The sequence below is a fragment of the Streptomyces massasporeus genome (assembly GCF_014648995.1).
GTDB classification, from domain to species: domain Bacteria; phylum Actinomycetota; class Actinomycetes; order Streptomycetales; family Streptomycetaceae; genus Streptomyces; species Streptomyces massasporeus.
In genome coordinates this window covers 940,296-959,741 of sequence record NZ_BMSE01000002.1, presented here as the reverse complement: position 1 = coordinate 959,741, position 19,446 = coordinate 940,296, and the positions used below count along the sequence as shown (strand labels likewise).

Genomic DNA, 19,446 nt, shown 5'->3' with positions numbered 1-19,446 from the left:
GCTTAATTGCTCCGCGAGGCCCGGCCAGATCCCTCGGGCATGCGGTTAGAGGCGCCCCAAACTACAAGGGTAGAAACGGGCTAGGTTTGCCGTGCCAGGAGATGCGCAGCGCATCGCGGGCTCGGGTGGTGGCGACGAAGAGTTGGTTGCGGCTCTTCTTGAGTTCGCGTTCGTACCGCTTGGGGTCAGTCGTCGCGTACTTCTCGACGACAGCGGTGCGCGGGAGGATGCCGTCGCTCGCGCCGATGATCGCCAGCTTCTGGTACTCAAGTCCCTTGAAACGGTGCATCGTTCCGATGTGGACTTCGCCGCCACCTTGCGGGCCTTCCTTGGTGAGGGTCGCTGTGGTGATGCCGTGCTTCGTCTCCAGGTCGGCCGCGACGCGGCCAGCCATGTCGCCGTCGGCGACGCAGACGGCCATGGTGCCGCTGGGGTCGCGTACGGTGCCGTCCTCGGTGGGCTGGGTGATGTCCGCGCGCCACTGCTTGAGGGCTGCGGCTAGCTGAGTGATCTCGTCGGTCCAGTCTGCGCAGGCGACGTACTCGGGGGCGGGGCCGTGCAGCAGGGAGTGGTAGCCGTCGAGGGTGTCCGTGCCGTCATCGAGGTCGTCGTAGGTGCCCCCGCGGACGACCTTAGCGGCCTGGTCGAGGATCTCCTGGGTGGTGCGGTAGCTCAGCGTCAGTTTCGAAGAGCGGCCACCGCGGATGTTGATGCCGACGGTGGAAAGGGTGACTTGCCGGTCGTAGATCCGCTGGTGGGTGTCGCTGGCGATGAACAGGTCGTCCGGGCCGGAGGCGGCCATGGCGCGCAGCATCTTCCAGTGGGCGGGGCCGAGGTCCTGAGCCTCGTCGACGACGATGTGACGGTAGCGGTGACGCAGGTAGCGCATCGCGGAGCTGTTGTCGTCGAGATGGGCCAGGTCGCCGCCGCCGATGTCCGCCTTGCGCTCAGCCCTCGCCTGGATCTTGCGGGCGCGTTCCATCTCGTACCGCGCCGCCCGCTCGGCGGCCTGGGCCCAGGTCTCCCGGCCCATGCCGTTGAGGCGCAGGGCGAACTGCTCGAGCAGTTTCCAGACGACTGCGCGTTCGGGGCGGTTGAGAGCGCGGCCCATACCGGCGCGACGAGCCTTGAAGTAGTCCTGACGGGTACCGAGGGACTGGCCCAGGACGATCTGCTCCCATTCGTCGAAGAGGAACTCGGCGTCCCAACGCTGCTCGTCGTGTTCGAAGAGGACTTCGCGCAGTACGTCCAAGGCCCGGTCGTCGGTGATCAGGCTGCGCTGCGCACCGGGCGCGGTGTTCTCGTTGAGGACGCTCTGGGCGAGCTGGTCGATGTGCTTGATGTCGACGCGGCCGAGCAGCGCGGGGTCCATGAGCGAGGTGAGCCGGGAGCGCAGGTCGGCGGTGAGGTTCTTGGTGTACGTGGTCAGCAGGATCGGCTTGCCGTGGCCGGGCGGCAGAGCTGCGGCGAGGCGGGCGACCCGGTGCAGGGCGACGATGGTCTTGCCGGTTCCGGGGCCGCCGCTGACCCGGCCGGGGCCGCTGTAGTTCCGTTCGACGATCTTGCGCTGGGTGGGGTGGAGGTAGACCTTCCAGGCTCGGAAGTCGCCCTCGGCCAGGACGTTGCGGATGTCGTCGTCGACCGTGGTGACCGCGGTACGGGTGAGGGCCGCTGCCATGTCGTTCTCGAAGCCCGGTTCGAGCTCGGTGGAGGCAGGCTGGGTGATCTCACGCTCGACCTCGTCGACGGACATGCCGGAGCCGAGGCCGGTGAGGACCTCGGCGGTCAGGCGCGGGGCGCCGGCGATGAGCTGGTCGAATTCCTCGTCGGTCGTGACGGCGAGGGCCGGGCCGATGAGGGCGTCGGCGACACCAAGCCGGCGCAGGTCCTCGGGGGTGCAGCCGACGAGGAGCGGTTCGGCGGGGGCAGCCGGTTGGGGCGTCACGACTGGGGCAGGCGTGGGCTCGACCGGTGCGGTGTGCTCGTCCTGGGCCGGCGTGAGTTGGAGTCCCGCGCGCTGGAGGACGCTCTGACCGACGACGCCGAGATCGACAAACTCGATCTCGCCGGTGATCCGGTTGATGGCGACGGTGAGTTCTTCGTAAACGTCTTTGCGGTGGCGGACGGCGACAATCAGCCACTGCTGGACGCCATCGGCGCCGACCCCCGCCCTGGCCAGCAGTGCCCGGTACGAACGGTCGATCTTGGCTCGGAAGATCCGGCCGTCGCCCTTAAGAGGCTTGAAGTCGAGGCTGGGGTGATCGGGGTCGAGACGGAACTGGTGGCAGAAGTCGTAGAACTTCGTCTTGACCGACGAGTCCATCTTGTAGAGCTCGTTCTCGGCCTTCTGGTAGAGGCTCAGGCGTGCGGTCATCGTGCGGCACTCTGTTCTTCGGAGTCGGGACGGGCGGTGGCGTCGGGGAGCATGCCCAGCAGAGCATCAAGATCGGCGAGCCAGTCGTCGGCCGAGCGGACGGTGAACCCGGCGTCACGGTAGGCGCTCCAGGTCTTGTCGCTCTCCTTGTCCTCCTGGTCGTACGGCTCGGCCAGGACGGCGATCCGCGGAGTGCCGTGGTCCCAGACGAAGTCGGCGAGCCAGCCTCGTTCGCCGAGCTCGTAGCCGTAAGCGGGGGCCTTCTTGCCGCCGTCGGCCAACACGTGGGCTAGGCGGGTGATGGGGGAATCAGGGTCGTCCTCGTCGAGGTATTCGAGGATCTCCCGGTCCCACAGCAGATCCCGCACCGCTGCTTCGAGAGGAGTCTCGTTGGAGGCTTCCGCGGGTACGGGCTGCGGTGCGGGTGTGCCGGTGCCGTAGCGCACAACGAGGGATTCAAGTTCACCGAGGCCGCCGAAGGCCTTGAGGACCGAGATGTCGAAGCCAGCTGCGGTGGCTGTGGTGAGTTGAATGCCGTCGCCGCCGTCGTGGGCGAGGAACTGCAGGATGTTGGACCACTGGAGCCAGGAGCGCCAGCGCGCCTTGTGTTCGGGCGTGCCGAGCTGGTCGTGTGCGGTGTCGTCAAGGCAGGCCAGTGCTGACCAGTGGCCAGTGGCTGCATCGACGAGGAAGGCGACGGGGAGACCGGACTGGTCGCTGGTCTGGAACAGGTTGAGCGTGCCAGTGCCCTGCACGGGCGCGGGCTCGATGCCGTCGGTGCGGCCCCAGGCGTCGAGGAGACCGATGAGCGTCTGACGCGTCTGGTCGGGCGTGCCGTTGCCTACGAGGATCTCCTGGCCGGTTCCGAGGAGCCCGCCGACCATGGCTGATGCCCGCTTGCCCCAGGCCGCGTCGTCCGGGCTGCGCAGGTAGGCGAGGAGCATGGTCATCGGGTCGGTGAAGGCGGTGGCCGCGAGGTCGTCGTCGCCACCACGGTCGGCGTAGAGCTGCTTGGCGAGGTCTTGGGCACTGCGCGGGTACGGCGGCCACACCGGCTCGGCCGTCTCGCGCCCCGCGCCGGACTCCGCCCTGTTCGTCTGCCGCTCGAAGGCGTCGAGGTCGTGCCAGGTGAGCTGGAAGACGATTCTCCCCTCGGCCCGGAGCCGGTTGCGTTTGTCGGCGTCGCCGGCGAGCCGGTTGTTCCGGCGAGAGGCATGAAAGCGGTGTCCGTCGAGGTAGACGGTGATCTTCTGCTTGGGACCGTCGACGCGTTCGAAGGTGAAGTCGGTACGGGTGTAACCCTCATTTCGTTGCGCTGTCAGACGCCAGCCGTGCACGGTGCCGATTTCGTCGAGACGCAGATAGGCGCTGTTGTCGCCGCTCTCCTCCAGCACGGCGTCGCCGCGCTGTCCGGCCCACCCACGCAGGGCCTTGAGGAAGCGTGCCTCCAGATCGGACTCGACCTGCCCGTCCAGACCGATCTGATCGGTGTTCCCGACCTTCTTGGTGTCCCAGGCGTCGGTGTCCGTGCCCAGGAGTTCGTCGAGGATCTCCAGGGCAGCCTGACGGGAGACGCGCTCGATGTACTGCTCGTCGGCGTAGAGGTACAGACAGCGGTGGCAGGCCGGCCCGCCCTCCTCGTTGCAGGGGCACTCCACGAGCAGTCGGCGCGCGCCCTCAAGCACCTGCCGGAAGGCACTGGCATCGGTGAGCCGGTCAAGGTAGCCGGTGCCGTGCGGGAGACGGTCGTACAAGACCAGGAAGTGCCGTTTCTCCGCGGTGTCGCGGTCCGGCATGGTGGCGAGGGTGGTGGCGAGGTGTTGAGGGTCGCCGCCGAAGGCGCCGTCCACGCCCAGGCGCAGGGCCGCCTGGAAGGAGTGGACCTTCTCCTCAACGAGGACGGTCGCGGCCGGCAGCAGGATGCGCAGGGCCTCGGTCTCCAGCTCGTGGGCGAGCAGGACCGGTTCCTGGGGTACGCCCTTCTTACCGCGCCGCAGCGGGCACCAGGGAGTGTGGTGCTTGAGTTCGCGCTGGCGGTTGGCGGAGTTGTCGACGGCGTCCCTGTCGTCGTCGAAGACCGGTCGTCCGTCGGCGCTCGCGGCTCCGCAGGCAGTACACACGTGGAAGGGGGCGATGCGCACCGGCTTCCCGGCGAGTTGCTCGTTCTCCTGGGCGCCGATGCTGAGCGGTCCAGCGTTAATACGGCGGATGACGGCACGGCGGGTGTAGTCGACGCCGAAGACCTCTTTGGTGTGCCGCCAGGATTTGCCCTTGGCGAAGTGGTCGGGGTGGATGTCGACCATGTCGACGACGGTGTAGAAGCGGCGGTCGCGGTCGTCGCTTTCGTCGCCGATCCTGGCGTCCTCACGCTTGTCACGGGCCGTCACGACGCTCGGCTGGACGATCTGCCAAAGGCTGCCCGAGTCGGCGATGCCCGCCTCCCCGCAGCGCGGGCAGGGCGTGATGTCGTTCTCGGCGTTCTCGGTGCGGACGTAGCCGCACGAGGGGCAGAAGCGCCAGTGGCGCCAGTCCTGGTCCCGGCCGGTGACGATATCGATGCCGGTGATCCGGTGCTTGTAGCCCTCTGCGTAGAAGGTGTTTCCGGGGGCGAGTTCGGACAGGGCGAAGCCACGCGGACGCCCGTGGGAGAACGACTTCGACTTGTAGCGGGGCCGGCCTTCGGGCGTGGTGCCCTCGGGCCAGAAAACGGTGGCGTCGAGGGTGGTCGTGGCGTCGATGAGGGCATAGTTGGGCAGCAGGCCGAGGTCGCACAGCACTGTCTGGGCGGGCTGACGCTGCCGTGTGGCTCCCTGCTTGGAGATGGCTCCGAGTTCGGCCTCCAACTCCGCCTTTGTGCTCGCCTGTTCGTCGTCGCCGTCCTTGAGCTCGTCGATCGCGGAGCGGATCGTACGGAGGCGGGTGCGCAGCTTCTGGTTCTCGCGCTCCCACTCCCGTTCGGCCTTCTCGATCGCGCTGCGGATGCCGCGGACCGCGTACTTCTCCAGCTCCGCCTTGGCGGTGTCGCTCACGCCGGTCGGGAACAAGGCGAGGAAGCCGGCGACGAGTTCCTCGCCGTGGGCGAGGGCGGCGTCGGTGAAGTCGGCGAGATAGCCGGAGGGACCGAAGAGCTCGTCGACCCGGCGCGACAGCGCGGCCAGCGGCCTGCCGTCCTCGCGCAGCAGCCGGCCGCGCGCCGCGAGATCGAGGAGGTGGGCGGTGTACTGGCGGCGCAGGATCTCGATGGCCGACAGATACGAGCCCGGCGGCACGATCCGCCCGTCGATCATGTCCCGTGGCCGGTCGAGGAAGTACAGGTCGCGGCGCCTGCGGTCGGGAATGGTCAGCAGGAAGGCGTTGCCGGTACGGCGTCCAGCCCGACCCGCCTGCTGGGCATAGTTGGCCGGACGGCGCGGCAGGGCGCCGAGGACGACGGCCGACAGGTCGCCGATGTCGATGCCCATCTCCAGGGTGGGTGTGCAGGACAGCACGTTGGGGTCGTTGAATCCTCCGCCGTTACGGAAGGCGTCCTCGACACGTTCGCGCTTGCCTCGGGAAAGCAGACCGGTGTGCTCGGCGGTGATGACCTGGTAAGTACCCGCTCGCCGGTACAGGCTGCGGTAGTAGTCGTCACGGTAGTCGCGGTCTCGGTCGTGCCGGTCCACCGTCTCCAGCCACCGGTCGCCGGCGACCAGCCGCCCCGTCGTGCAGCGATACGCCTGGCAGGGCTGCCCGTGGTACTGGTCCAGCAGCGAGGGGTGGACGGTCTGCTCCCAGAAGCACTTCGGGCAGCGCACATAGGCCTCGTTGACCTGGGCGTCGGTCAGCAACTGCAACCGGATGGCCCCTGGCTGGAGGCCGTACAGACGGGCGGCCGTGTCGCTCGGGGTACGTGCTGCAAGCAACCCGGCGTCGGTGAGCCGGGGCAGCAGTCGCACCCAGAACTCGTCGGCCTGTTCGCGGGTCATGTCGAGGCAGCGCTGGGCCCAGGTCTGGTACCAGGACAGACGTCCGGCGGCGAAGTCGAACTCGCTGCTCGGCTTGGGCCGCGCGAGCAGGAAGCTCGGTGCGGACACCCCCTTAGGGAAGGCCTTCATACCGCGCGGGCGACCTCCCCAGATGAAGTAGCGGCTGGTGCCCGCCTCGTCGAGGAACTTCTCCAGCCACCGGTGCCCAACCGCCCCGCGCGTACGCAGCCGCTCCAACAGGCCGCGCAGGAAGGCCAGATAGCGGGCGTCGTCGTGTTCGGTGAGCGTCAACCCGCGGAGGGCGGCCTCCTCATGAGCGGCGCGTACGAGCGCCACGGCCGCCTGCTCGTCGGGGATGTCCACCCAGGCGGCTGAGGTACGGGTCAGTTCGAGGGTACGGCCGTTGCGGGAGCGGTGGCCGAACTCCATGACTGCCTCGAACGCGAACCGTTCACCGATCAGGTCCCAGGTCTTCTTGTCCCCGCCTCGTCCTTGGCCGGACAGCAGGCGTGCTACGCCCGTGTCGTCGTGGAGGTCCGGCGGGACGACGGCGGCGAGTGTCTCACGGTCAGTGGTGGCCGCGACGACGTCGGCGACGAGGTCGTTGAGGGCGCTGGGCTGCTGTTCGCTCAGGTGCTTGGTGAACAGGGCCCGCAAGGAGAATGTGTATGAGCGGGAGGCGACGAACCCGGCCCGGTGCGCGGCGTCCTGCACCGAGTCGTTGAACATCAGCGTCTTCGTCTCACGCTGCTTCTTGTCCATCTCCCCGCCGGTGAACAGCTGGGTGACGGAGGCGGCGGCGAGCGCGGCGGCACCCGTACCGACGAAGCGGACCGCGTTGTGGGTGCCGCAGGCAGGGCACCAGTCGTCCTTGGCGGCGCGTTCCGCGGTGTCGCCGAGCTGGACCAGGACGAAGGCAGAGTCGGGGCCGGCGGGCGCCGGGTTGCCCTCGTCGTCGTAGTCGCCCTGGGGGTCGGGCAGCCGCAGGCGCTGGGACAGGCCGTCGAGCACCATGAGCACGCCCGCGCCGCCGGTGGTCAGCGACCTCTGCGCCGCCGGGTCCATGGCGGTACGGCCGTTGCCCTCACGGGCCTCGTTGTCGGTGGCCGCCACCAGGGTGCGCACCTTGGCCTTCTCGGCGGTGACGGTGGCCCGGCGAATCTTGTGGGCCTCGAAGTTCAGCTCCTCGAAGTCCGACTCGGGAGCGAGGACCGACCAGCCGGAACGCCCGCACTCACGGCAGTACACCGCGGGTAGGAAGATCTTGGTGTCGCGGGAGGTGGTGGTGTCCGGCGTCGTACGCGACTGGCTCTGCGCTCCGGCCGTGTCCCACGCGAACTCGGCCTTCGGCCATGGCAGTACGCCCCGCAGCATTCGGGTGACGGACCGCGCCCACTGGTGCACCTCGACCTGGACAAAGCTGCGGCTGATCGCGGCCGGCGCGTCAGGGTCACGCGCCACGGACAGCAGCGCGACGAAGCGGGCGAGTGCCAGCGCGGCGATCTGGGGCCGTGTCGTGATCGCCTCGTCCCAGCTCTTCGCCCCACTGCGGCGCATCACGTCAAGCACCTCGTCGTAAGTGCGCACCGTGCCGTCGAAGGCGTTCAGGACGGCGTACGTGAGCCGATTGCGCTTGAGCGCGGCGCCGAGGGCGACCGGATCAGTGATCCGGCTTCCGGTGACGGCCTCGGCGAGGTCCGCGAGTTCTTCGGGGCCTGATGCCGGATCCGGCAGAGCGGTGAGGGTCTCGGGGGGCGTGGCCTGACCAGGGAGGAATCTCGCGTCCGGGATCGACTCGTCCTCGCCCAGGATGAACTCGTCGACCGTCAGCCGGTTCTCGCCGACAATCGCGTCCTCGGTGAACTCCGTGCCGAAGACGTTGGTGGCCACGGAGAGGAGTTGCTGTACCCCGTCCTCATCGGTACCAGAGGCGAGGGTCGCGGAGGTGGCGATGGGGGTGATCGAGCCCAGCGGCATGCCAGGCCGGTTGGCATCGACGGCGATGGCGAGACGGCGTAGCAGCATGGCGACGTCGGTGCCCTGCGCGCCGTCGTAGGTGTGGAACTCGTCGACGACGACGTAGCGGATGTCGCTGCCGTCCCACAGCGAGGCGTCGGCCGCGCGCTGCAGGAGCAGGTCGAGCATCTTGTAGTTGGTGATCAGGATGTCCGGCGGAGATAGCTGCATGTCCTGGCGGCGGGTGTAGACCCGGTCGTAGTGCGTCGCCGCCTTCTCCCCGATGTACAGGCCGGCGCGGACACCGCTCAACTCGTCGTAATCGGTGAGCAGATCGTTGATACGGGCCGCCTGGTCCGTAGCCAGGGCGTTCATCGGGTACAGGAAGACCGCTTTGACCCCGTTGTTCCCGGCCGCGCGCTCGCGGGCACAGTGATCGAGAACGGGGTACAGGAACGACTCGGTTTTGCCGGAGCCGGTGCCTGTCGTTACGAGCGTGGGCTGAGGTGTGTGGCCGTCCTTGGAGGTGAGCCGGGCAAAGGCGCGGGCCTGGTGAGCGTACGGCGTCCAGTCGTCGGTACGGACCCAGTCCAGGTGCTGCTGCCAGCCGTCGTCGGCCGGGGTGAAGGGGGTACGCAGGCGGAGGTACGGTCCGCGGAACATGCCCGTCGTCTCGTCCTCGAGGAAGGCGTTCAACGCCTTACGGGCGCCCTCGTCCGCGAGCCCGTACGTCGTGGACAGGTACTGGAGCAGGCTCTCCTTGAGTCCCTGTGCTTCGAGGGTGGGCCTCACGGGGTCGGGACCTCCATCTTCTCCGGGTCCCAGAGACCCTTGGCGACGGCTTCGTCGAGGCGCTTCTTGAAGTAGGCATGGGCTTCACGCATTTCGCGTTCCCGGTTCGCCTTGTAGAAGGGGGCGGTGTAGCCGTCGGGGACGGGGGTGCCGGTGTTCGGGTCCTTCTCGTGGGCCTCGCGGTATTTCTCGAACTGGGTCCAGTGGTCCTTGGTCTGGTCGAAGCCGTAGGTGTACCGGTCCCCAGCGATCTTCCTCTCGTTGGCATCGAACCAGGTCACCGGGTCGAAGTCCTGCGTAATCGGATAGCGAGCCCGGTACATGACGATGAGTGTGTCCGCGTCGATCCCGAGCCAGACAGCAACGAGCGCGTCGATCTCGACGAGGGCAGCACGGCGGGCGTACTCAGTACGGAGGGGGGTGTCCCGCTGCCAGGTGGGAGTCACGTTGTGCAACTCGGTCTTGAGGTTGGGCCAGTTGATCGCCCAAGGCTCGTAGCCGAGCCACTTGGGGTCGTAGAGCTCTTCCCAGAGGTCAGCGTAGGCAGTCGTCAGAAGATTCAGGCGGAGGGTACGGAGGAGGAGGGCAGCGGCGAGAGGGTGTTCGCTCTGTGGTGCCGGAAGCCGCTTGGCCTGAGCAACGTCGAGGTGTCCGACTCCCGCCGTCCGAAGCAGGTAGTCGATAGGCAGCGAGGCCAGGAAGCCTGCGGTGAGAGCGGTGAGGCTCCTTGTCGCCAGTCGGGCGGAACGCACTGCGTGAATGTGCGTTGTCCCAGGCGGGAGCAGCGCTCCGTAAAGCGCGCGCTCGGTGTCAGCCGCAACCCTCTCGCGCCACGCAACCCGAAAGTCTTCGCTGTACGGATAACTCGCTTTGGCGAGCAGGAACTTCTCGACCTGCTCATCCTCGACTTCCTCCGGCTGCACCTTGCGCCGATCCGCAATCCGGAGCCGGGCCTGCGCCCTCTCTTCCTCGGACGCGAGCAGCGCCTCGTACCTCTCCCAGTCGGGCCATCTGTCCTGCTCGCCCAGGAACACGTCGTGGGGAGCCACGCACCGGTACTCCGACTCAGGAACCGCATCGTCTGTGAGCGCCCTCGGGTCAAGGCCTCGTACCTCACCTCCGCCCTGGCTAGGCTGCTTGAACATTGGGTTGGCCACGCCGATCTGCGGCCCCTTGAAGATGACGTCGTTCCACGCCTTCGCGTGGTAATCCTCCTGGCCGTCGATGCCGGTGTTGTAGTCGATGAGTCGCTGATCCTTGTTCGGGCCGAACTTCGCCTTCTTGGCAGCGCTTTCGTCGTACCCACGGGTGATGTCCGGGGACAGTGCACCGAGACGCAAGGGATAAGTACCAAGTGCGTCGATCGCCGGGTCCTCCGCCGTGCTCACTGGCGTGACCAGACGCGTGTGCTCCAGGGGCCCTTCATCACCTGCCAGCCGACGCCACCGCTTGAGGGTCTCCGGGGTCACGCGGACGACCCGCTTCGGGTGCGGACGTTCGTCCCAGTCGCCGTCGTACTTAACGCCGGGGTCGGTGCCCGTGTTCTCGGCGGAGGCGGACAAGCGAAGTGAATCGACAGTGAAGAGCCACGACAACGAGTCGAAGGAGATTTCTCCTTCGGCCCCGTAGATGTGCACACCGAAATGGCTCGACCGCCCGACCGGCGGCGGGAAGAACCGGTTGCCCGCGTTGACAAAGTCCCCATGCACCCGCAGCCGCCGGTATGCCGCCGCCCGCAGCGCGGCCTCCTTGTCCCCCGCGAAGTGAGTGTCTGGGTGCACCATCCCGGCGGCCCCGCCGCTCCCCGCGTGATCCCACACCTCGCACATGAACGCCCGATACAGATCCGGCTGGCTTCCCGAAATCAGCGGGTACACGGGCGCCGACGAGAGGTAGCTCGCCATGGTCACCGTGTTAGTCACCTCGCCGAGTAGGTACTCCTGCACCTCCTCGCGTGCGAGTTCGACATCCCGCCGCCGGTTCTTGTCCTCCGCCTTCGGCTTCTCCGTGAGCATGAACCAAGGCTCGTACTCCGCTAGGACCGGATCCTCTTTCCACTCCGGCCGCACCCACGGCGGGTTACCCACCTGAAGGTCGAAGCCCCCCGCCTCACCGGCGAAGACACCTGCGAAGTCCAACTCCCAGTGCAGAAACCCCTGTTCCTCAGCGATATCGCGAACGACCCGCATCCACGGGTACCGCGTCTCAACCGCCTTACGGGCATCATCCATGCCCATCTCGGCCTGGATCAGGTCTTCGAGTTTCTTCAACTCCTTCAGAGAGTCGACCGTCGTGGCGAAAGTGTCCTCCGGCACCGATCCCGTGCCGAGCATGGACTCCAGGAAGGCAATCCAGTCGTCCATGTCCGCCAGCGGAATGACTTCGCGGCGGCGTGTCGGTCCACTGGCCTTCTTGGGAGCGGAGGAGGCGCGCTTCTTCTTGGCCACCTTCGTCTTCCCGGCCTCGTCGTCGCTCTCAGCCTCGCCCAGGGAAATCTGGTCGCCATCCATGGTGAACAGCAGGCCGGGCTCAAGGAATTGCGGCACAGGCGTTGGCTCGGGCGCGCGCTCCTCGACCTCCGCCGTCGGACCGGCCACCGACGACAGCAACGCATCCAGGTCGGCCCCGGCCTGCGCCGTCACTACCGGAGCCGTCGCGTACTCGGCGTCCGCCCCGTCCAGCAGCCCTACCTTCTCCAGCGGCCAGAACCACAGCGCGCACCACGCGTCCATGACCTGCTTGAGCCGCCAGTACGGGGAGCCCTCCGCCGCGAAGAGGTCTTTGAAGACCTGCTCCTTGGTCAGTGGCAGGCTCTGGTCCGGGTTCTGCTTGTCGCGGCGGAGGAAGGCGTACTCCTCCGCATCCTCCTCGCGATCCGTCCCCCACATATCGATGGTGCGGGCGATCTCCTGCTCGCTCAGCTCCATGCGCTTGGCGACCAGCCTCCAGAGGAACTCGACGCGAAGGGCCGCAGCCTGCAGCCGGGCAAGCTGGCTGCCCTTGCCGCCCGTTGTCTTGGGCTTCGCCTTGATGCTGTTCTTCCACGCCTTCAGCTGCTCCACCTGCGCCCCGGCGAGCTGCTCCACCAGCTTCTTCGCATCCCCGCTCGCTCCCGCGACGGCACCCCACCCAGGGGTGGGCAGAAGGAACTGGTGCACAGCTCCATCCGGCAGCAACTGCTCCGCACCATCCGCAGCTGCCCGGAACGGCAGCTTGATCGGCGTGTGTGCACCGATCGTCCGCTCCTTCTTGATGCGCTCGGCTTCGTACACCCAACGCCGTGCTCCGATAAGCGAGTTGCCTCGCCTCAAATGCAGTCCGAACCACGGCGCACGCATGCCGGGGTGCATAGTGTTGAGCCACAGCGACACCTCCGCCAGCTCCACACCCGTCGAGTTCAGGTCGATCCCGTACGCGTTGTGAAGGGCGATGTACGCCTTCACCTTCTGCTGGGCATCGAGCGTCTTCGACGTGTCCAGGCTGACACCCAGCTCATCCTGACGGCGCTTCAGATACTCCTTGGCGACCTGGTTGATCGCCTCGTTGAGGAACGCGCCGGACCCCAGGGCCGGTTCGCAGATCGTGTAGCGCAGTAGCTCACTCGCGCGGGTCTTGACCGTGTTGCCGTCGGCGTCCTTCTCCTGGTCTAGGCGGTGCTTGAGTGCCAGCTCGACGGTGACCTTCGTAAGAGACTCAGGGGTGTAGTACGAGGCGGACGTCTCGCGGTCGCGGCCGGCCAGTCGGTAAACGAAGGTGTCCTTGTCGTACTTCTTGGGGCCACGCAGACCGTACTGTTCGGCGTCCTGGGCGGAGTACACAACGTACGTGTTCTCCCTGTACTTGGTCAGCCGGTCGGCGGGGATGAGCCAGGACCCCTTCTCGGGGTCGCCGTACTGCTTGTCGCCTCTCTTCGCGCCAGGCTTGGCGACCTCGGCCAGCTCGTCCTTGGCAATGATGCCGGTGTAGGACATCAAGCCCTCGTAGACGGCGCCGAGCTGGTTGATGCCGAGGTTGCGGTAGGAGATGAAGCCGCCCTGTCTGCCCCTCTGACCGGCCTCCTTCATGGTCAGTAGGCGCAGCACCTGGTGCAACGCTGCGTTGCGCAGTCGCAGGTCCAGCCACCGCGGCGGCTCGTCGCCGTCCTCATCCCAGTGGGGGTGGAGAATGCGGCGGCCGATGAGGGTGATCGCCTTAGGGTCGAACAGTTCGCTGCGGAGCGGCTCGAAGCGCAGGCCGCGTAGTTCGCTGCGTTCCTCGACGGGCTTGTCGTCGTCAGTCTCGGTGCCGTGCGGGCGGTGGCCGTAGTTGACCTTGTTGAAGAGGACATCGAGGGAGGCGTAGAGGTGGAAACCTCTACGGCTGTCTTCCTCGACCAGCTTTCGCTCGCGTGCCACCAGTTCGCGCAGCCGGGCGATCGAGTACCCGGTCTGGTACGTCGAGTCGTCGGCGGGCAGGATGCCCAGTTCGGGGCGGGCCTCCGCGTAGAGGAGGAAGAGGATGCGGTAGAGGTAGCGCAGCGATTCGCGGGTGAGTTGCTTGGCGAACGGGCCCTTCTTGAGGTCCTCGATCTCCCGCGGCTCGACCTCTGCCTCGCGCAGGCGGGCGAGTACCTCGTTCGCGATGATTTCGACCGAGTGCTGGAGTCCCTTGCGCAGCTCGGAGTTGACGCCGACGGCGTTGTCGCGGGAGGCCTTGAGCAGGTCGTCGAGGCGTCGGCCCTTGCCGTCGGGGCGGGGCGCGAGCATGTCATGGGAGAAGAGGACGGCGAGGAGGGCGAGTTCGCCAGCCTTCGCCGTGTCGTTGCGGGCGAGAGCCGCGTCCAGGCTGGCGGCGAGATAGCGGCCTTCGGCCCAGGCGCCCCGGTCGGCGAGGACGAGTACGCCGCCGCAGAGCAGCAGGATGAAGCGGGGCGCGTCGCCGCCCGGCTCGTGCAGTTCGCTCTGGAAGAGCCAGCCCGCCAGCTTCTCGCCGACTTCGAGGAGGCCGTCGGCGGTCTTGAGGGGGTAGAGGAGCTGTCCGGCCTCGTCGGGGTCGAGGGCGTCGTCGAGCTTGGCGGTCCAGCCGCAGTCGACGGCGAGGATGCCGTCCCCGTGCCAGGCGACCTGGAGTTCGTACTCCTTGCCCGCGTTGTGCACAGTGATGGGATTCGGCCGGTCACCGCCGTAACCGAGGGCCTTGAGGACGGCCGTGTGCCAGGTGGTGAGGCACTCGGCCCACTCGCCTGTGGGGTCGTCGTAGGTGCTGCCGAGTTCTTCCTGCTGGGCGCGGGAGGCCAGGAAGGGGCGCACGGTGGCCAGGTACTCACCGCGGAGCCGAGGGAGGAGTTCGCGCGGGGTGGGCTGCGGGTCGTGAGGGTCGGTCTCGCGGCTGGTCCACATGGTGAACAGGCCCTCGTCGCCCGCCTTGCTCTTCTTGAGGGTGTTCTCCAGCTCCTCGCTGAAGTAGTGGGCGGAGAGGTATTCGCCGCGGTTGGCGAAGGAGTCGTAGGTGTAGCTCATCGCGCGGACTCCTCGGCGTGTGCGGTGGCGGGGTGGAGGGGTTCGAGGACGGCGAGGACCCGCAGCATCGGATCGCCGTCGGTCCGCAGACGGTGTACGAGGTCGCGGCGGCGCTTGGCGGTGTCGGACACTTGCTTGCGGCGATGCTCCTGGTTGCCGACGGCGATCAGGGCACCCTGCTCCCAAACCTGCACCCGGTCCTCGTACGGGGCCAGGTAGGAGTCGACCTGCTTGTCGTAGTCGGCGCGGCGCTCGCGCAGGTGGGTCTCGGCGGCGTCGACGGCCGGGGGGACGAGTTCCTGGAGGAAGTCGCGGTCGACGGGCTGGGCGCGGCCGGGCATGTCAGGGCCCACGCCGCAGGCGGCGAGGAATGCCGAGTCCATGCGCCACACGCGAGGAGTGGCCTCGGCGAGGCCGGTGACGGCCATCCACTCCACGACCGTCGGCTTGCCTGCCGCGTTGGAGTAGACGCCCTGGAGGAGGTAGACCGGGCCGGTCAAGGCCGCGGGCAGAGTGGCGTCGATCCGCTTGGCCTTGTCGGCGTCCGGCTGGTAGGCGAGGACGAACGCCTCGTCGTACTTGAGCTTGGCGAGGACCTTGTCCGTCACCCAGTCGAGCACAGGGTGGATGTCAGAGACGTAGGAGACATTGGGCCACTGCGACGTGGGCTCGTCGGTCTTGCCCTGCTTGGCGTTGCGGGCGGCCTCCAGCCGGTCGGCGGCGTACTGCTTGTCGAAGGTGATACGCAGCGTCCCGTCGTACTTGGGCGTCGTGAGGATCTTCTCCTGCTCCAGATACGACTTCGGCAGCTCCCGGAAGCGGTACTGAAGGTCGTCGGGCGGAGTGAACTCGATGCGGCCGCCTGCCGTCTCGGGCTTCCAGTCGAGTGCCTCGCGCTCGGCCTGCGGGTAGATAAGGTCCACGGCTGTGTGGAAGTACGCCTTGGTATCGGCGAACACATGAGGGACGTCGGCCTCGGGCACCGCGGCCGTGCCGAGGGTGGCCGGAGCGGCCGTCGGGTCGGCAAGCCGGGCGTTGGCGCCGGCGAGGAGCCCCGCGAGGACTCCGCCGGACTCCTGCTGGGACTGCTTGATGGAGCGTTCGACGGTGCCACCCTTGATGAGGTCGTAGGTAAGGCGGTCTTCTTCCTTCTTGTCGTTGTAGAGACCGGTGAGGGCCTCGGCGCTGCCCTCGCCGGTCTCGATCTCGTGCGCCTGGGCCTCGCGGCGCAGCAGCCGGGTGCCGACGAGCCGGTCGTCGAGCGTGAGCATCTCGCCTGTCTCCTCGTCGCGCCGCCAGGGCACGTCGGCGGTGAGGGTGAGAGCCCGGAACTCGGGGCTGACCGCCTGCCCGTAGCGGTCGATGCGCCCGTTGCGCTGCTCGATGCGGATCAAGGACCAGGGCAGGTCGTAGTGGATAAGGTCGTGGCACTGGTGGTGGAGGTTGACGCCCTCGGAGGCGATGTCACCGGTGAACAGCAGCCGTACCGGCTCCTCGCGCCGGCCGAAGCGGTCGACGATCTCCCGCTGTTGCTGGTCGTTGGTGGTGTCGCCGTGCATGACCTCGACGACGCCGTCATACGCCTTCCAAGGACGCGTCTTGTCGGGCTTGGCCAGGTTCTTCTTCTTGAAGCCGAGGCGGGCCGGGACCTCCTGGGCCAGCCAGTCCAGGGTGTGTACCCGCTCGGAGAAGATCACGACGCGGCGCTCGGAGTGCGGGCCGACACCAAGGTCGTCCTTCAGTGTGCTGACGAGTGCGTCGAGCTTGGCGGAGTCCTGGTCGGTGAACTCCGCTACTAGCGCCTCCAGCTCCGCGAGGGCCTTGCTCTCTGCAGCGATAGCGGCGCGGCGCTCAGGAGTGTCCGCCGCTGTCTTGGCCTTGCCCTTCGCCGTACGACTTTTCGGATTGTCGAGGTAGGCACGGCGATTGGCGAGGGTTTTCCGCAGCGCAACGTGGGAGGAGAGGAACGCCTTCAGGAAGCCGTAGGCGATGATCGGCTCGGCACAGACCGACGAACGGCTCGGATCCCCCGGGGTCCACTCCTTTTCGAGCTTCTCCAGGACGGCGATCTCCTTCGGCGTCGCCGGAGCCGACACCGGAAGGGAGGCACCTCGTTCAGCCCAGGGCTTGCCCTTGAGTCCGTCGCGCACCTCGCGGTCGGTCTTGGTACGTCGGATGTAGAGGTGGTCGAGGTCGGCGACCTTGTAATTCTTGGCGTCGGCGATCGCCGCCGGATCGAGCATCTTAATCAGCTCGGCGAAGGATTCGGCATTGCCGTTGTGCGGGGTCGCGGAGGCCAGGATCAGCGCATCGGTCTGCTCGGCGAGCCGGAGGGCGAGGAGGTTGTTGCGGGTGCCCTTGTTCACGAGGTTGTGCGACTCGTCGATGACCACCGCGTCCCAGGTGATGTTCTCCAGGTGATGGGCGTACGTCGCCGATTTGAGGGTGTCGACGGACACGATGACGCGCTTGAAGTGAGCGAACGGGTTCCGGCCCGCCGGGATCTCTTGCTGGATGCGCTGAATGCCGGTGGAGTCCAGGCGTACCAGCGGCAGGGCGAAGCGGGTCCACAGCTCGCGCTGGAACTGCTCCAGCACATGGGCGGGCGTGACCACGAGGATGCGCTCGCCACGCCCGCGCCGGATCAGCTCCGCGAGTGTGATGCCGATCTCCAGCGTCTTGCCCAGCCCGACCACGTCGGCGATCAGCAGCCGGGGCTGCGGGTTGCGCATGGACAGCGCCAGCTCGGCGGGGCGCAGCTGGTGCTCCTGCCGGTCCATGAGGAAGGAATCGGCGAGCGCGATGCCGTGCTCGGTCTGGGGGAGGGCGGTCTTGCGGATCACCGCCTCCAGGTACAGGCGGGCCTTGGCGTGCCTGGAGGTCTCGTCTGGCACGAGCCTTGTCTTGCGCGGATCGAGTACGTCGATCTGGTCAAGGCCTGAGTAGAACACCGCGTCCGTGCCCCGGACGAACGAGGACACCCCGCTGACCTCGACCATCAGTCCGTCGCGGGACTCGTCGACGGACTTCACGAGCCACTGCTCGTGACGGATGCGCACCTGGGCGCCGGGCGCGAAGGTCGGCTTCGTACCGGCCCGGTACGCCGACTGCGCCGGCTCGGCGTCGCGCGCCTCAGGAACCTCGGGCTGCATCGCCGTGGTCACGTGGTGCTCCTCTGCGGACTGTGTGCTCTTGATGTGCGGTGTTGCTGCCGCCCACCCTTTGTATCGCCCTGGACCGGCCCCGTCGGCGAAAGGCGAGGAAGAGCGGTTCAGCGCTTCGACCAGGCGAGCGCCGGCCCCATCGCGTAGCGCTTGCGCAGCTCGTCGGCGACCCGCCGGGAAGCGGGGGGACGGCCCTTCTTCGGCGCGGGTTCGGCCGGGCGTCCGCCGGGGGGCTCCGGCACGGACACACGCGAGCTTTCGACGTCGCTCCGGACATCGCTCTCGGCCGAAGCCTCCGGGCCGGATTCACCGCCGGACGGGGCCAGGACGTTCTCCGCCGACGACGCCGACTCCCTGCGCAGCAGCCTCTCCAGCGAGTCGAGCCGATCCAGCATGGGGATGTCAGGCTGAGGCAGCACCATCGTGGGATGGTCCTTCGGCGTCGTCTCTTGGATCAGAGCACGCCGTGCCCGGGCCGGACTCGTACCCAGCAGACGCATCAGATCGGCACACTGCCGGGTCACCTCCTCCAGGGAGGGGCGGTCCTCCGCCTTGTGCGCCAACATGGCCGACACGACGGGGGTCAGTTCGGCCGGCAGCCCGGACAGGTCCGGGCCGATCTCGGCGTTGACCACCTGCGCGGCCACCGCCTCCCACCGGGCACCGTCGTACGGATAGTGCCCAGTCGCCGCGTACAGGAGCACGGTGCCCAGGCCGTACACATCAGCGGCCTGCGTCACCTCCAGCTCACCCAGGGCCTGCTCAGGCGGCATACAGCGAACTGTGCCGATGACCACGCCGGCCTGCGTAAGCGATCCCTTGGACGCCCCGACGAAGGCACCGAGGCCGAAGTCGATGATCACCGGACCGAAGTCTCCGAGAATGACGTTCTGCGCCTTCAGGTCGCGGTGTACCAGGCCCGCGGCGTGTACGGCGGCAAGCCCCTCGGCCAGCAGCGCACCAAGGCTCGCCACGAGTGGCGCGGACAGCAGACCGTTGTCCTTCACGACATCGGAGAGCGGGCGGCCGGGAACGTAGTCCATGGCCAGCCAGGGCTGCTCGGCAAACGGGTCTGCCTCAATGAAACGGGCCACACGACCCGTACCAGAGATCGTGCGCGCCATCGTCGCCTCGCGTTCGAATCGGGCGCGCGTGTGCGGATCCGTGCGGTCGGGCCGGATCACCTTCACGGCGACTGGTTCACCCGCGACCGAGTAGGCGAGGTATACCTCCCCCATCCCGCCCGCGCCGAGCCGCCGCTCGACGAGGTACGGCCCGATACGCGACGGTATAGACGCGCCGCTCACCGCACACCCCCTGACTCCCGCAGCGAAAGCACACCCTCGCTCGGCGCATGCCCCCACTCCGCCGTGGAAGAAGCGAAGCACGAGGGGCATGGACACCGACGAATCACCGCTACAGCCTACTGATCGGCATCCCGCAGGAGAAAGTGATCACATCGGACCGCGGCCAGCCTCCAGGCTCTATGTCTGGAATCAGGCCGCTATAGATGTGGCTCGATGGCTTCAGGGAATATCACCCTGGTTTCATCCAGATTCCGCAGCGAGGCCCACAGATGTACGCGTTGCTGTCCTGAGAGCAGGCCCGGCAGACGAAGCAGGCTCACAGCCCAATCGGAATAGCCAGGGGTCCGGTTTCCATTGCTTCTCCTGTAGAGATCGCGCAGAGGGGGACAT

General features: G+C 67.6%; 5 protein-coding genes. All 5 read right to left on the bottom strand.

Features of this window, described 5'->3' with window-relative positions; all coding sequences use genetic code 11:
- Window positions 1-61 precede the first annotated feature (61 nt).
- The gene (locus IE153_RS09105; RefSeq protein ID WP_189589199.1) at window positions 62-2,374 is read right to left on the bottom strand and encodes a UvrD-helicase domain-containing protein; all 2,313 of its coding nucleotides are present in this window, start codon (window positions 2,372-2,374) and stop codon (window positions 62-64) included.
- Complete coding sequence (locus IE153_RS09100) at window positions 2,371-9,087, bottom strand: DEAD/DEAH box helicase (protein ID WP_189589198.1); 6,717 nt, start codon at window positions 9,085-9,087, stop codon at window positions 2,371-2,373. Before IE153_RS09100 ends, IE153_RS09105 begins: the two co-directional genes overlap by 4 nt.
- Window positions 9,084-14,585 (bottom strand): hypothetical protein, encoded by a 5,502-nt coding sequence (locus tag IE153_RS09095; RefSeq protein ID WP_189589197.1) that lies wholly within the window; start codon window positions 14,583-14,585, stop codon window positions 9,084-9,086. The genes IE153_RS09100 and IE153_RS09095 overlap by 4 nt, the downstream gene beginning before the upstream one ends.
- On the bottom strand, window positions 14,582-17,749 hold the full coding sequence (locus IE153_RS09090; RefSeq protein WP_229828927.1) for a DEAD/DEAH box helicase: 3,168 nt from the start codon (window positions 17,747-17,749) through the stop codon (window positions 14,582-14,584). Before IE153_RS09090 ends, IE153_RS09095 begins: the two co-directional genes overlap by 4 nt.
- Before the next feature lie 107 nt (window positions 17,750-17,856).
- On the bottom strand, window positions 17,857-19,056 hold the full coding sequence (locus tag IE153_RS09085; RefSeq protein ID WP_189589196.1) for a serine/threonine-protein kinase: 1,200 nt from the start codon (window positions 19,054-19,056) through the stop codon (window positions 17,857-17,859).
- Window positions 19,057-19,446 lie beyond the last annotated feature (390 nt).

Bases quoted from the DNA above. Each gene is read 5' to 3' on its own strand.
- IE153_RS09105 (WP_189589199.1), bottom strand. From the start codon at position 2,374: ATGACCGCACGCCTGAGCCTCTACCAGAAGGCCGAGAACGAGCTCTAC.
- IE153_RS09095 (WP_189589197.1), bottom strand. From the start codon at position 14,585: ATGAGCTACACCTACGACTCCTTCGCCAACCGCGGCGAATACCTCTCC.